Origin of the sequence: Bradyrhizobium sp. NBAIM08 (assembly GCF_020193935.1) — a bacterium.
Taxonomy (GTDB): Bacteria; Pseudomonadota; Alphaproteobacteria; order Rhizobiales; family Xanthobacteraceae; genus Bradyrhizobium; species Bradyrhizobium yuanmingense.
Genome location: NZ_JADYVR010000003.1, coordinates 383,119 through 396,112 on the forward strand (window position 1 = coordinate 383,119; position 12,994 = coordinate 396,112).

General features: G+C 63.4%; 13 protein-coding genes. 4 read left to right on the plus strand and 9 right to left on the minus strand.

Going from position 1 to position 12,994, the window contains the following annotated elements:
- The first annotated feature begins 11 nt into the window (after positions 1-11).
- Both I6F37_RS12660 and I6F37_RS12665 read left to right on the plus strand, forming a co-directional pair.
- Complete coding sequence (locus tag I6F37_RS12660; protein WP_193374965.1) at positions 12-1,289, plus strand: YeaH/YhbH family protein; 1,278 nt, start codon at positions 12-14, stop codon at positions 1,287-1,289.
- Complete coding sequence (locus I6F37_RS12665; protein ID WP_036007288.1) at positions 1,286-2,824, plus strand: SpoVR family protein; 1,539 nt, start codon at positions 1,286-1,288, stop codon at positions 2,822-2,824. The genes I6F37_RS12660 and I6F37_RS12665 overlap by 4 nt, the downstream gene beginning before the upstream one ends.
- Before the next feature lie 212 nt (positions 2,825-3,036).
- Here I6F37_RS12665 and I6F37_RS12670 read toward each other — a convergent pair whose 3' ends face one another.
- The 6 genes from I6F37_RS12670 to I6F37_RS12695 form a co-directional block, all read right to left on the minus strand.
- Positions 3,037-3,477 (minus strand): DUF1801 domain-containing protein, encoded by a 441-nt coding sequence (locus tag I6F37_RS12670; protein ID WP_036007329.1) that lies wholly within the window; start codon positions 3,475-3,477, stop codon positions 3,037-3,039.
- 11 nt (positions 3,478-3,488) lie between these two features.
- Positions 3,489-3,692, minus strand: a complete 204-nt coding sequence (locus I6F37_RS12675) for a hypothetical protein (protein WP_036007290.1) — start codon at positions 3,690-3,692, stop codon at positions 3,489-3,491.
- A 39-nt stretch (positions 3,693-3,731) separates the two neighbouring features.
- Positions 3,732-4,160: an SRPBCC domain-containing protein gene (locus tag I6F37_RS12680; protein ID WP_036007293.1), complete on the minus strand. Its 429-nt coding sequence runs from the start codon at positions 4,158-4,160 to the stop codon at positions 3,732-3,734.
- A complete protein-coding gene (locus I6F37_RS12685; protein ID WP_036007297.1) occupies positions 4,157-4,480 on the minus strand; it encodes a helix-turn-helix transcriptional regulator in 324 nt (107 codons plus the stop codon). Before I6F37_RS12685 ends, I6F37_RS12680 begins: the two co-directional genes overlap by 4 nt.
- Before the next feature lie 221 nt (positions 4,481-4,701).
- Positions 4,702-5,151 carry a DsrE family protein gene (locus tag I6F37_RS12690; protein ID WP_036007299.1) on the minus strand — a complete coding sequence of 150 codons (450 nt, stop codon included), beginning with the start codon at positions 5,149-5,151 and terminating at the stop codon, positions 4,702-4,704.
- 39 nt (positions 5,152-5,190) lie between these two features.
- Positions 5,191-5,811 carry a hypothetical protein gene (locus I6F37_RS12695; protein ID WP_036007302.1) on the minus strand — a complete coding sequence of 207 codons (621 nt, stop codon included), beginning with the start codon at positions 5,809-5,811 and terminating at the stop codon, positions 5,191-5,193.
- Positions 5,812-6,132: 321 nt separating this feature from the next.
- Here I6F37_RS12695 and I6F37_RS12700 point away from each other — a divergent pair, with 321 nt between their 5' ends.
- Positions 6,133-7,665 carry an SUMF1/EgtB/PvdO family nonheme iron enzyme gene (locus I6F37_RS12700; protein ID WP_036007304.1) on the plus strand — a complete coding sequence of 511 codons (1,533 nt, stop codon included), beginning with the start codon at positions 6,133-6,135 and terminating at the stop codon, positions 7,663-7,665.
- Between the two features lie 17 nt (positions 7,666-7,682).
- Entirely contained in the window at positions 7,683-8,129 is a 447-nt protein-coding gene (locus I6F37_RS12705) for a DUF4399 domain-containing protein (protein WP_036007306.1), read from the plus strand.
- Here I6F37_RS12705 and I6F37_RS12710 read toward each other — a convergent pair whose 3' ends face one another.
- Genes I6F37_RS12710 through I6F37_RS12720 form a run of 3 tightly spaced genes read right to left on the minus strand, consistent with a single transcriptional unit; the run spans position 8,130 to position 12,798 of the window.
- Positions 8,130-9,185 carry a 2-oxoacid:ferredoxin oxidoreductase subunit beta gene (locus I6F37_RS12710; protein WP_225112120.1) on the minus strand — a complete coding sequence of 352 codons (1,056 nt, stop codon included), beginning with the start codon at positions 9,183-9,185 and terminating at the stop codon, positions 8,130-8,132.
- Positions 9,182-11,029: a 2-oxoacid:acceptor oxidoreductase subunit alpha gene (locus I6F37_RS12715; RefSeq protein WP_225151346.1), complete on the minus strand. Its 1,848-nt coding sequence runs from the start codon at positions 11,027-11,029 to the stop codon at positions 9,182-9,184. Before I6F37_RS12715 ends, I6F37_RS12710 begins: the two co-directional genes overlap by 4 nt.
- The gene (locus I6F37_RS12720; protein WP_225151348.1) at positions 10,999-12,798 is read right to left on the minus strand and encodes an FAD-dependent oxidoreductase; all 1,800 of its coding nucleotides are present in this window, start codon (positions 12,796-12,798) and stop codon (positions 10,999-11,001) included. The genes I6F37_RS12715 and I6F37_RS12720 overlap by 31 nt, the downstream gene beginning before the upstream one ends.
- Positions 12,799-12,994: the final 196 nt, after the last annotated feature.

Below are 12,994 nucleotides of genomic sequence, written 5' to 3' on the forward strand. Positions count from 1 at the left end.
GTAAAGTGCCCATTCACATTATTGACAGGCGCCTGAATCCAGGCGGCAAGAGTCTTGAGAACCGCCAGCGGTTCTTGCGTCGGGCCAAATCCCTGGTGCAGGGCGCCGTCAAGAAGACCTCGCAGGAACGCGACATCAAGGACGTCCTGGAGGGTGGTGAGGTCACGATTCCACTCGACGGCATGCACGAGCCGCGTTTCCGCCGTGAAGGCGGGACGCGCGACATGGTCCTGCCCGGCAACAAGAAGTTCATCGAAGGCGACTATCTCCAGCGCTCCGGGCAGGGCAGCGCCAAGGATTCCGGTCCCGGCGAAGGCGACAGCGAGGATGCCTTCCGTTTCGTGTTGAGCCGTGACGAGTTCGTCGATCTGTTCCTCGACGACCTCGAGCTTCCGGATCTCGCCAAGCGCAAGATCGCGCAGACCGAGAGCGAAGGCATCCAGCGCGCCGGCTACACCATGACCGGCTCGCCCGCCAACATCTCGGTGAGCCGGACGGTGAAGCTCGCGCTGGCCCGCCGCATCGCGCTCAAGCGTCCGCGCAAGGACGAGATCGAGGAGCTGGAAGCCGCGATCGAAGCCTGCACCGACGAGGACGAGCGTGCGGCTCTCGTGGCCCGGCTCGAAACCTTGAAGGCGAAGTCCAAGCGCATCCCCTTCATCGATCCGCTCGACATCCGCTACCGGCGCTTCGAGACGGTGCCCAAGCCCGTCGCGCAGGCCGTGATGTTCTGCCTGATGGACGTCTCCGGCTCGATGTCCGAGCACATGAAGGACCTGGCGAAACGCTTCTACATGCTGCTCTACGTGTTCCTGAAGCGGCGCTACAAGCACGTCGAGATCGTCTTCATCCGCCACACCGACCGCGCCGAGGAGGTCGACGAGCAGACCTTCTTCTACGGTCCGGCCTCGGGCGGCACGCTGGTCTCCAGTGCGCTGCAGGCGATGCACGAGATCGTGCGCGAGCGCTTCAACCCGTCGGATTGGAACATCTACGCCGCGCAGGCTTCCGACGGCGACAATTCCTATTCCGACGGCGAGCTCACCGGGCTCCTCTTGACCGAGAAGATCCTGCCGGTCTGCCAGTTCTTCGCCTATCTCGAGGTCGGCGAGGCCGGCGGCAGCGCCTTCGATCTCTCCGACTCCTCGCTCTGGAGCCTCTACGAACGCCTGCGCAACAGCGGCGCCCCGCTCTCGATGCGCAAGGTCTCGGAGCGCAGCGAGATCTTCCCGGTGTTCCACGATCTATTCCAGCGCCGCGACACTGCCCAGGAGAAGGCCGCTCCATGAAGGAACGTTTGTTCGAAGGCGCCGATTGGGATTTCCACACCTTGCAGCGCATCACCGATGCCTGCGAGGAGGTGGCGCTGAAGGATCTCGGCCTCGACGTCTATCCGAACCAGATCGAGGTCATCACCGCCGAGCAGATGCTGGACGCCTATTCGTCGGTCGGCATGCCCCTGTTCTACAAGCACTGGTCGTTCGGCAAGCACTTCGCGTTCCATGAGGCGTCCTACCGCAAGGGCCTGATGGGGCTGGCCTACGAGATCGTCATCAACTCCTCGCCCTGCATCTCCTATCTGATGGAGGAGAACACGGCGACGATGCAGACGCTGGTGATCGCGCACGCCGCCTTCGGCCACAACCATTTCTTCAAGAACAATTATCTGTTCAAGCAATGGACCGATGCCGACGGCATCCTGGACTATCTCGACTTCGCCAAGAACTACGTCATGCAGTGCGAGGATCGCTACGGCCGCATCGAGGTCGAGCGCACGCTCGACGCCGCGCACGCGCTGATGTCGCACGGCATCGACCGTTATCCCGGCAAGAAGAAGCTCGATCTGCGCGCCGAGGAGAAGCGGGCAGGGCGTCGCCGCCAGCACGAGGAGGAGGTCTTCAACGATCTCTGGCGCACCGTGCCGAAGGGCGCCGCCAAGAGCCGCTCCACGCTCAGCATCGAGCGCCGCCGCAAGCTGCTCGGCCTGCCGCAGGAGAATTTGCTCTATTTCCTGGAGAAGAGCGCGCCGCGGCTGGCGCCCTGGCAGCGCGAGCTGCTCCGCATCGTCCGCCACATCGCGCAATATTTCTATCCGCAGAGCCAGACCAAGGTCATGAACGAGGGAACGGCGACCTACGTCCATTATCGCATCATGACCAAGCTGCACGAGCAGGGTCGCATCAGCGACGGCAACTTCCTCGAATTTCTGGGGTCGCACACCAATGTGGTGTTCCAGCCCGAATTCGACGACCCGCGCTTCTCGGGCTTCAATCCTTACGCACTCGGTTTTGCCGTGATGCAGGACATCGAGCGCATCGTCAGCAATCCGGAAGACGAGGACCGCGAGTGGTTCCCCGACATCGCCGGCAAGGGCGACGTCATGGGCGTGCTGCGCGACGTCTGGGCCAATTACCGCGATGAAAGCTTCATCGGGCAGTTCCTGAGCCCGAAGTTGATGCGGCACTTCCGCATGTTCCACCTGCACGACGATCCCGAAGAGCGCGCCGGCATCCGGGTCGACGCCATCCACGACGAGCGCGGCTTCCGCCGCGTCCGCCGCGAGCTGGCGCGGCAGCACGATGTCGGCTTCATCGACGCCAATATCGAGGTGGTCGACGTCGATCTCTCCGGCGACCGCCGCCTGATCCTGCATCACCACGTCATCAAGGGCTCGCAGCTCAACGAGACCGACGCCAAGCGCGTGCTCCAGCACCTGGCCGATCTCTGGACCTACGACGTCGCACTGATCGAGGTCGATGCCAACGACAAGGTGCTGCGCGAATACGTCGTCAGCCCACGCCCGATCGCGGCGGCGGTGGCGTGACGGGGCTGCCTACATGGGGCACCACGCGAGATGCGCATTGATGTGCCCTCGCCCCTTGCGGGAGAGGGCAGCGACGCCGGCAGACATAAGCTCACTGGGGTGAGGGGTATCTCTCCGCACTCTCCCGTGCCGATGGAGACCCCTCATCCGGCGCTTCGCGCCACCTTCTCCCGCAAGGGGAGAAGGAAGGCACTTGTGGCGGCCCATCGCGTCTACGAGGCTGATCGCTTCCCCGGCTTCTTCTTGCTCGCATTCAGCTCGACCGCCGCGCGGATCAGCGCCTTCAACGCCTTCTCGTTGATCGTTTCGCCCTCGCGAATATCGATCGCGCGGCGCACATTGCCGTCGAGGCTGGAATTGAAGAGACCTGCGGGATCCGCCAGCGCGGCGCCCTTGGCGAAGGTCAGCTTCACGACCTCCTTGTAGGTCTCGCCGGTGCAGATGATGCCGTCGTGCTCCCAGACGGGAACACCGCGCCATTTCCACTCTTCGACGACATCAGGGTCGGCCTCCTTGATCAGCGCGCGAACCCGCCCCAGCATCTCGCCGCGCCAGTCGCCGAGCTCCTTGATCCGGCCGTCGATCAGCTTGGATGGCGAGGCGGTACCTGCTTGCCTCGCGCTGCTCGTCTTCGCCGCCACGGGCTTCTTCATCATGGCCTCGTTCACGCGTTGCTGCGGCCGCGATAAGGCAGCGCGAACAGATAGAGCCCGGTCGCGAGCAGCGGAATCAGCGGCACCAGCGCCAGGAAGCCGATCCACACGGCCTCGACTTGCATCGTCATCGCCACGATGTTGGCGATGACGGCAAGCGTGAAAGCCATCGACAGCCAGCGATGAATCTGCCGAATCCACATAGGCGTGCTCATTGGGACCTCCTTTGAGAATGATCGGAATGGGTGGTGGAGCTAGCTCGCCCGCGCCAGCAAATCGTCCAGCTTCGCCAAAAACTGCTTCCAGCCGGCATGCGCGCCGCCGAACGCCTGTTTCTGCGTCGGGCGGAAGCCCGCCTGCTCGACGCGCAGATGCGTGCCCGCGCTCGTCGGCGTCAGCGTGAAGGTGACGATGCTCTTGAGGTCGAAGGCGGCGTCCTCATGCGAGAAATTCCAGGTGTAGGCCAGCGTCCTCTGCGGCTCGATGGTGAGCACCTCGCAGTCCAGCACGCCGCCCCATTCGCCGCGCAGATTGAAGCGATGGCCGACGACCGGCTTGAAGTCGTTCTTCATCAGCCATTCCTCGATCAGATGCGGCTGCGTCAGCGCGCGCCAGAGCCGCTCGGCGGGATAGGCAAATTCGCGCTCGATCACGACGGAGCGCGTCTCGGCGGGGGCGTTCATTGGTCCATCCTCTTCAGGAGATCGTCGAGGGCATCTAACCTTTTCTGCCAGAACCCGGCCATCTGGCCGGTCCAGTCGATCAGCGGATTGAGCGCACCGGGCTGCGCGCTGTAATGGGTCTGCCGTCCTTCGTGCCGGTCGCGAACCAGGCCCGCCTGTTTCAGGGCGCCAAGATGTTTCGACACCGCCGGCTGCGACACGCCGGATCGTGCCGTCAGCGCCCCGACCGTCTGCTCCCCCTCACGGCACAGCCGCTCGAAGATCGCGCGCCGGGTGGGATCGGCGAGCGTTCTGAACAGAAGGTCGGGGGTGGGGGACATGAGGAATCCATAACTAGGAAGTTATGGATTAACTCATAACTGTAGAGTTATGGGTGAGTCAAGTGGACTTGGAGGGAAATGGCTGTCGCTCGCGCAACGTCCTCCGCCGTCATTGCGAGCGCAGCGAAGCAATCCAGAATCCCTCCTCGGAGACAGTCTGGATTGCTCCGTCGCAAGGGCTCCTCGCAATGACGGAGAATGTGGAGGCGCCCCGCGAAACGCTACGGCCGCAAATACAGATACCCCTGCGACTGCAGCTCGGCCAGCCGGACCACGCCGCCCTTCTCGGCGTTGATGAAACCCGGCAGCAGCTCGCTCAGCGTCACGTTCTGCGCCTTCATCGTGTTGCCGCAGGCGGCGAGCTCGACGCCGCCCTTTGAGAAGTCACCGACGCGCTTGCTGACGTCGGGGTTGGCCTGCGCCGAGTGAAACGCCTTCAGCGCCGGGCCGTGGATCACCAGCGCGATCGTCACGTGCTCGGGGCCGCCGACGCCGTCGATGTGGTTCTGGATATTGCCGAGCACGAAATGGACCTTCTCGGCGTCGCTGAGGTGATAGGCCACCTTGAGCTTGTTCGACGGCGCGGTGGCGGTGGTGGCTTTCGCGCTGGAGACGCCAAGCGCCGCACCGAGTGCCGAGACGGCGCTCCACAGGATGTTCCGACGGTTCATGGCGATCTCCTCGACGAAGTCCGAATTTTCGCAGGCATATCATTTGTGGCGCAGCGCCGCGAGTTCCTTGCGGTCGGTCACCAGCGAGGCGCACTCGCGATTGTCGGCCCGGTCGAGCCGGAAAATCTTGTCGTCGGCGCCGGCGGTCAGCGAATGCTCGGCGTCATCGTCCGGCTTGTTGTTCTGCCAGACCCTGACACGTTCGAGCCGGACGATCGCGGACTTGTCGTCCTTGGAGAGCGCAACGCCGATGCCGCCGCCATCGCAGTCGACGCCGCAGCCGAGGCGCACCTCGTCGCCGCTCTTGGTGAATACGGCGTGGTTGCACGAGCCGCTGGAGTCGAAATCGCCGCTGCGGTGACGGTACCTGAAGCCAAGGCGGAAGGAATGGTGCAGCTCCTTGTCCTCCTTGTCGTACTCCGCGGAGACCAGCAGCTTCATCGAAGCGACCTTCTGCTTCGGATGCCGCGCCAAATGGTCGGCATCGTAGCGGCGGACGAAGCAGGCATAGGCCTTGTCGCCGGGAGGCTTCACATACATCCGCGTATTGAAGGTCTCGGCCTCGGCCTTACTGGCCTCGCGGATATCGTCGACTTCCTCGGCGCGGCCGACGCTGGTCAGCGCAGCAAAAGTGAGGGCAGCAAGGATGACGAGCTTCATAAAGGCCTCGTGCACACGACAATTTCGTCGCAGCAGGACAGAGCTGCTGTCTGTTAGACGCAGAATTGGTGACCCGCGTTCAACCGTCGCAAGCCGCTCGAGCGATGGTCGCGGTGCGGATTCGCGCAACTCGCTTCACGCTCCGCCTTAGTCACTGATGGGCTCGAGAAGGTTCAAGCGGTGAAGCGGGCGGCTCTTCGGAACTTGAAGCCTGCAATCGCTGCGACATTGTCTCGGTTCGTCAATGTGATAGCCTTCACAGACGATCGCCTTTGGCGGTCGTAGGCTGGGGCTGCCTTGTAAGTTTGTGGAGTCCCCTGCATGGGCGAAATTCGCAACTTCAGACCCGGAAATCCCGACGAGCCGCCGCCGCACAGCGGAATGCCTCGCCGTCTCGCCGCGATCATCGTCGGCGATATCGTCTCCTACAGCCGGTTGATGCAGGCCGACGAGGAAGGCACGCATGCCCGCGTCAAGCGGATCGAGCGCGACATCATCCAGCCCAGCATCATCGAGCACCATGGAAGTCTGGTGAAGACGACCGGCGACGGCTTCATCGCCATATTCGACAGTCCCGTGGAAGCCGTTCGATGCAGCATCGTCATCCAGCAGAATCTCGTCGGCCGCAACGCCTCCATTCCCAAGCATTCCCGGCTCGAATATCGGATCGGAGTCAATCTCGGTGACGTCATCGTGGAGCCGGACGACATCTATGGTGACGGCGTCAACATCGCCACGCGTATCGAGGGCATCGCGGAGCCGGGGCAGGTCTTCATATCCGGCGCGATCTACGAGCAGATCAAACACAAGATCGTATGCGGCTATGAGTCGCTCGGCGACCGCAAGGTCAAGAACATCACCGATCCGGTGCGCGTGTATCGTGTGCTGCCGGACGCTGATGCGGTCGGCAAGACAAGAAGCCGGCGTGAGAACGCGCTGATCTTTTTGCTGGCCATCGCAGTGCTGATGATGGCCACTGGCGTGCTCTGGTATTTGCTGGCGCAGCCCGGCAGGATGGGCGAGCAGGCTGCCGCGCCGCCCACCGCTCCGGTCGTCTCACCGGTTCCTCAGCCGTTGCCGAGCGAGGCGGCGAAGCAGACGCCGCAACCCTCTCCGTCATTGGCTTCGTCGCCTTCCGCCCCGGCTCCGGCTCCGGCTCCCAGCCCGTCGGTAACGCCGGTGCGCGAGCCCGAAATGATCGCCATTCGCGGCGGCAGCTTCGCCATGGGAAGCAACGACGATCCGACCGAGCGTCCCGTCCACCAGGTCACGATCAAGCCGTTCTCGATCGGAAAATATCCGGTAACGGTGCAGGAGTGGAACGAATGCGCTGCCGCCAAGGCGTGCGGATTCACGGCCACTGGCAAGGACGATGCCCCGGTCAGCAATGTGAGCTGGACCGATGCGCAGCAATATGTCGCCTGGCTCGCGCAAGCGACGAAGAAGCCCTACCGGCTTCCCAGCGAAGCCGAATGGGAATATGCGGCACGCGGCGGGACACAGACCAAATATTGGTGGGGCGACAAGCTCCAGCCGGGCATGGCGGGCTGCAAGGATTGCGGTGAACTTGCGGCCGAGCAGCCGGCCAAGGTCGGCAGTTTCAAGCCCAATCCATTCGGGCTTTACGACATGGGCGGCGGCATCGATCAGTGGGTCGCAGACTGCTGGCACCGGACGTATCAGGGCGCGCCCAGCGACGGCTCGGCGTGGACTAGCCCTGACTGCGGCTCTCATGTCCTGCGCTCAGGCTCCTGGAAGAACGATTCGAGATATGTGCGGCCGTCAAACCGCGGTGGATACGACACCGGCGTCCGTTACCCCACGCATGGATTCCGGATCGCGCTCAGTCCGTAGGTACTGGAGTCAATTTGATGAAGATCGTTTCCTGTATCGCGCTCGCGGCCGCCATCGCATTGCTCCCCGGCGCGGCCTATCCGCAAGGCAAAACTGCGCCAAAGGACGCCAAGCTTTATTTCATCTCGCCGTATGACGGCCAGAAGATCCGTGGTGGGTTTTGGGTCCGTTTCGGCCTGCGCAACATGGGCGTGACGCATGCCGGCGACGACTACCACAATGCCGGCCACCATCATCTGTTGATCGACGTGAAAGACCCCATCGATGCCAAGGAGCCGATTCCGCAGGACAAGTCCCATCTGCATTTCGGAGCGGGACAAACCGAAACGTTTCTCGAGCTTCCGCCGGGCACGCACACGCTGCAACTGGTGCTTGGCGACGCCAAGCACTATCCGTTCGAACCACCCGTCGTGTCGGAGAAGATCACGATACGCGTCAGGCCGGCGGCATCAGCGCGAAGATGATCACCGCAGGCTGGCGTTGATCTTGTCCAGCACCGCCGAGCCCGGGCAGAGCGTGTCCGCCTCCAGCGCGTTGAGCGGCGTCTCGACCGTGTTGAGATGCTCGTGCAGGTCTTCGGCCTCAGGGTCGACGTACAGAAGACCGGTGACGATCTGGCCCTTGGCGGCGTGCCTTGCGAGGAAGGTCTGGGCGCCCAGGCGGTCGTGCGGATCGTAATCCGCATCGATCTTGCGCAGCGCGATCTTGCTGCCGTCGTGCTGCTCGACCACCTGCACCGTGCCGGGCGCGTAGTCCACCGCAATCGGGTCGCGGCCGACCAGCACGTCGAGCCGGTTCACGGCGTCATTGTGCTCGCGGACATAGTCGAAGCTCTTGGTCGAGCCGGCATGGTTGTTGAAGGCGATGCAGGGGCTGATCACGTCGATGAAGGACGCGCCCTTGTGGCCGATCGCGGCGGCGATCAGCGGCACCAGCTGGCTCTTGTCGCCGGAGAACGAGCGCGCCACGAAGGTGGCCCCTAACTGCAGCGCGATGGCGACGAGGTCGATGGCGTTGTCGGTGTTGGTGACGCCCTTCTTGCTCTTCGAGCCGCGGTCGGCGGTGGCCGAGAACTGACCCTTGGTCAGGCCGTAAACGCCGTTGTTCTCGACGATATAGGTCATGTTGACGCCGCGCCGGATCGAATGCGCGAACTGCCCGAAACCGATCGAGGCGGAATCGCCATCGCCGGAGACGCCGAGATAGATCAGCTCGCGGTTGGCGAGGTTGGCGCCTGTCAGCACGGATGGCATGCGGCCGTGCACGGAATTGAAGCCGTGCGAATTGCCGAGGAAATAGTCCGGCGTCTTCGACGAGCAGCCGATGCCGGAGATCTTCGCCACCCGATGCGGCTCGATCGAGAGCTCGTAGCAGGCTTCGATGATCGAGGCCGTGATCGAATCGTGGCCGCAGCCCGCGCACAGCGTCGAGATCTTGCCCTCGTAGTCCCGATGCGTGTAGCCGAGCGCGTTCTTCTTCAGGCCTGGATGATGGAATTTCGGTTTTGCGATGTAAGTCATGAAACGGCCTTGCGGAGCGGGGTCACCTTGAGGTGGTCCTGGTGGTCGCCAATGGCCTTGGCGATGAAGCGAGCAGTGATCGGCGTGCCGTCGTAATGCACGATCGGCACCAGCCGGACGGGATCGATGCCGTTCTCGTTGACGATGAGCTGGCGCAGCTGGCTGTCGCGGTTCTGCTCGACGACGTATACGAAATCGTGCTCGGCGAGGAAGCTGGCCACGCTGGAATGGAACGGGAAGGCGCGGATGCGCAGACGGTCGAGCTGATGCCCGCGCGCTTCCAGCAGGCCGATCGCCTCGTCCATCGCCGGCGAGGTCGAGCCGAAATATATCACGCCATATTTGGTCGGCCGTTCCGCATTGGCCTGCAGCGGACGCGGCACCAGGTCCTGCGCGGTCTCGAACTTGCGCATCAGGCGCTGCATGTTGTCGGCGTAGACCGTGCCTTCCTCGGAGTAGCGCGCATAGCGGTCCCGCGACGTGCCGCGGGTGAAGTAGGAGCCCTTGGTCGGATGCGTGCCGGGATAGGTGCGGTAGGGAATGCCGTCGCCGTCGACGTCGAGATAGCGGCCGAAGTCGCGGCCTTCCTCCAGCATCGCCTCCGTCATCACCTTGCCGCGGTCATATTGCCTGGCATCGTCCCACTTCAGCGGGCGGCAGAGCCGGTGGTTCATGCCGATGTCGAGATCGAGCATCAGGAAGATCGTCGTCTGCAGCCGCTCGGCGAGATCGAAGGCGGCGGCCGCGAACTCGAAGGCCTCGGCCGGGTCCTCGGGGAACAGCAGCACATGCTTGGTGTCGCCATGCGAGGCATAGGCGCAGGCGATGATGTCGCATTGCTGGGTGCGGGTCGGCATGCCCGTGGAGGGGCCGGCGCGCTGGATGTTCATGATCACGGCCGGAATCTCGGCAAAGTACGAGAGGCCGATGAACTCCGTCATCAGTGAGATGCCGGGGCCGGAGGTCGCCGTGAAGGCGCGGGCGCCGTTCCAGGACGCGCCGATCACGATGCCGATCGACGCGAGCTCGTCCTCGCCCTGCACGATCGCGTATTTCGCCTTGCCCGTTTCAGGATCGTGCCGGTACTTCTTGCAATGGGCGGTGAAAGCCTCGGCCACCGACGAGGACGGCGTGATCGGATACCAGGCACACACGGTGGCGCCACCATAGACCGCGCCGAGCGCGGCGGCGCTGTTGCCCTCGATGAAGATGCGGTCGCCGACCTTGTCGGACTTCTTCACGCGCAGCCCAATCGGACATTTCAGGTTCTGCAGCGCCCAGTCGCGGCCGAGATGCAGCGCATGGACGTTGGAGGAGAGCAGCTTCTCCTTGCCTTTGTACTGCTCGCCGATCAGCTGCTCGATCAGCTTGGGGTCCATGTCGAGCAACGCGCTGAGCGCGCCCAAATAGATGATGTTCTTGAACAGCTGTCGCTGACGCGGATCGGTATAGGTCGAGTTGGTGATCGCAGTCAGCGGCACGCCGATCACTGTGATGTCGTCGCGGAATTTGGTCGACGGCATCGGCTTGGTGGAATCGTAGAACAGGTAGCCGCCGGGCTCGATGCCGGCGACGTCCTTGTCCCAGGTCTGCGGATTCATCGCCACCATCATGTCGACGCCGCCGCGTGCGCCGAGATGGCCGGCTTCCGTCACGCGCACCTCGTACCAGGTCGGCAGGCCCTGGATGTTGGAGGGGAAGATGTTGCGTGGGCTGACAGGCACGCCGTGGCGCAGGATCGCGCGCGCGAACATCTCGTTGGCGCTGGCCGAGCCCGAGCCGTTGACGTTGGCGAAGCGGACGACGAAGTCGTTTACGCTGCTGATCGGCTTCTTGTCGGACATGTCGAACCTGCGTGGGTCATCTCGATGAAATATTTCTGCATGTCCCAGGCGCCGGTGGGACAGCGCTCGGCGCACAGCCCGCAATGCAGGCAGACATCCTCGTCCTTCACCATCACCCGCCCGGTCTTCAGGTCCGAGGAGACGTAGAGGTCCTGGTCCGGATGCGCGGAGGGCGCCTTCAGGCGCTGGCGCAGATCGCTTTCCTCGCCGTTGGCGGTGAAGGTGATGCAATCCATCGGGCAGATGTCGGCGCAGGCGTCGCACTCGATGCAGAGCGAGGTCGAGAACACGGTCTGCACGTCGCAGTTCAGGCAGCGATGCGCTTCGCCGAGCGCCAGCTTGACATCATAGCCGAGCTCGACCTCGGCGCGGATGTCCTTCAGCGCAACGACCTTGTCGCGATGCGGTACCTTATAGCGCTTGTCGGGCGAGATGTCGTTGTCATAGCTCCATTCGTGGATGCCCATCTTCTGCGAGGAGATCTGCACCTCCGGCAGCGGCCGTTCGTCGACCGCTTCGCCCGAGAGCATCTTGTGGATCGACAGCGCGGCGTCATGGCCGTGCGCGACCGCCCAGATGATGTTCTTCGGGCCGAACGCGGCATCGCCGCCGAAGAACACTTTCGGATTGGTCGAGGCGAAGGTCTTCGGATCGACCTTCGGCATGTGCCATTTGTCGAACTCGATGCCGCAATCCTGCTCGATCCAGGGGAAGGCATTCTCCTGGCCGACCGCGACCAGCACGTCGTCGCAGGGAATGGTCTGATCGGGATCGCCCGAAGGCACCAGATTGCGGCGGCCTTTGGCGTCGTATTCGGCTTTGACGTGCTGGAAGGTGACGCCGATCAGCTTGCCGGCGACATGCTTGAAGGCCACCGGGACCATGTAGTTGAGGATCGGAATATCCTCGTGGATCGCGTCTTCCTTCTCCCAGGGCGAGGCCTTCATCTCGTCGAAGCCGGAACGCACGACCACCGTGACTTTCTCGCCGCCGAGCCGGCGCGCGGTGCGGCAGCAATCCATCGCGGTGTTGCCGCCGCCGAGCACGATCACGCGCTTGCCGATCTTGTCGACATGGCCGAACGACACGTTGGCCAGCCATTCGATGCCGATATGGATGTTGGCGGCGGCCTCTTTCCGGCCGGGAAGCTCGAGCTCGCGGCCGCGGGGCGCGCCGGAGCCGACGAAGATCGCGTCGTATTTCTCCGCGAGCAGCGCCTTCATGCTGTCGATGCGGTGGCCGCCTTTGAACTCGACGCCGAGACCCAGGATGTAGCCGGTCTCCTCGTCGATCACCGAATTGGGCAGGCGGAATTTCGGGATTTGCGTGCGCATCATGCCGCCGGCTTCCGGGTCGGCATCGAACACGGTGCAGTGATAGCCAAGCGGCGCGAGATCGCGTGCCACCGTCAGCGAAGCGGGACCGCCGCCGACCAGCGCGACGCGCTTGCCGTTCTTCGGCCCGGGCTTCGGCAGCCGCTGCCTGATGTCGTCCTTGAAATCGGCGGCAACGCGCTTGAGGCGGCAGATCGCGACAGGATTTTCCTCAACGCGTCCGCGCCGGCACGCCGGCTCGCAGGGACGATCGCAGGTGCGTCCCAGAATGCCGGGAAACACGTTCGACTTCCAATTGATCATGTAGGCGTCGCTGTAGCGGCCTTGGGCGATCAGTCGGATGTATTCGGGAACCGGGGTGTGTGCAGGACAGGCCCATTGGCAATCGACCACTTTGTGAAAGTAGTCGGGGGCCGCGATGTCGGTCGGTTTCATTCCTACCCTGTCCGCGCAGGTCCGAAGACCCCGCGGCCTTTTTTGTTTGAGCTTGGCGAGCGCTTAACGCGCTTTGATCTGGTTTCTGAATGACGTCATTGGGTTAGCTTATTAGAACCGTTCCGAAGTACAACGGCAAATTTGCGCGCGTCACCGCTTTCATGGGAGCTACGCGTGCGCGGCATTAACGCGCGGC

Bases quoted from the DNA above. Each gene is read 5' to 3' on its own strand.
- I6F37_RS12690 (WP_036007299.1), bottom strand. From the start codon at position 5,151: ATGAACCGTCGGAACATCCTGTGGAGCGCCGTCTCGGCACTCGGTGCG.
- I6F37_RS12710 (WP_225112120.1), bottom strand. From the start codon at position 9,185: ATGACTTACATCGCAAAACCGAAATTCCATCATCCAGGCCTGAAGAAG.
- I6F37_RS12705 (WP_036007306.1), top strand. From the start codon at position 7,683: ATGAAGATCGTTTCCTGTATCGCGCTCGCGGCCGCCATCGCATTGCTC.
- I6F37_RS12715 (WP_225151346.1), bottom strand. From the start codon at position 11,029: ATGTCCGACAAGAAGCCGATCAGCAGCGTAAACGACTTCGTCGTCCGC.
- I6F37_RS12720 (WP_225151348.1), bottom strand. From the start codon at position 12,798: ATGAAACCGACCGACATCGCGGCCCCCGACTACTTTCACAAAGTGGTC.
- I6F37_RS12700 (WP_036007304.1), top strand. From the start codon at position 6,133: ATGGGCGAAATTCGCAACTTCAGACCCGGAAATCCCGACGAGCCGCCG.
- I6F37_RS12685 (WP_036007297.1), bottom strand. From the start codon at position 4,480: ATGTCCCCCACCCCCGACCTTCTGTTCAGAACGCTCGCCGATCCCACC.
- I6F37_RS12695 (WP_036007302.1), bottom strand. From the start codon at position 5,811: ATGAAGCTCGTCATCCTTGCTGCCCTCACTTTTGCTGCGCTGACCAGC.
- I6F37_RS12665 (WP_036007288.1), top strand. From the start codon at position 1,286: ATGAAGGAACGTTTGTTCGAAGGCGCCGATTGGGATTTCCACACCTTG.
- I6F37_RS12675 (WP_036007290.1), bottom strand. From the start codon at position 3,692: ATGAGCACGCCTATGTGGATTCGGCAGATTCATCGCTGGCTGTCGATG.
- I6F37_RS12670 (WP_036007329.1), bottom strand. From the start codon at position 3,477: ATGAAGAAGCCCGTGGCGGCGAAGACGAGCAGCGCGAGGCAAGCAGGT.
- I6F37_RS12680 (WP_036007293.1), bottom strand. From the start codon at position 4,160: ATGAACGCCCCCGCCGAGACGCGCTCCGTCGTGATCGAGCGCGAATTT.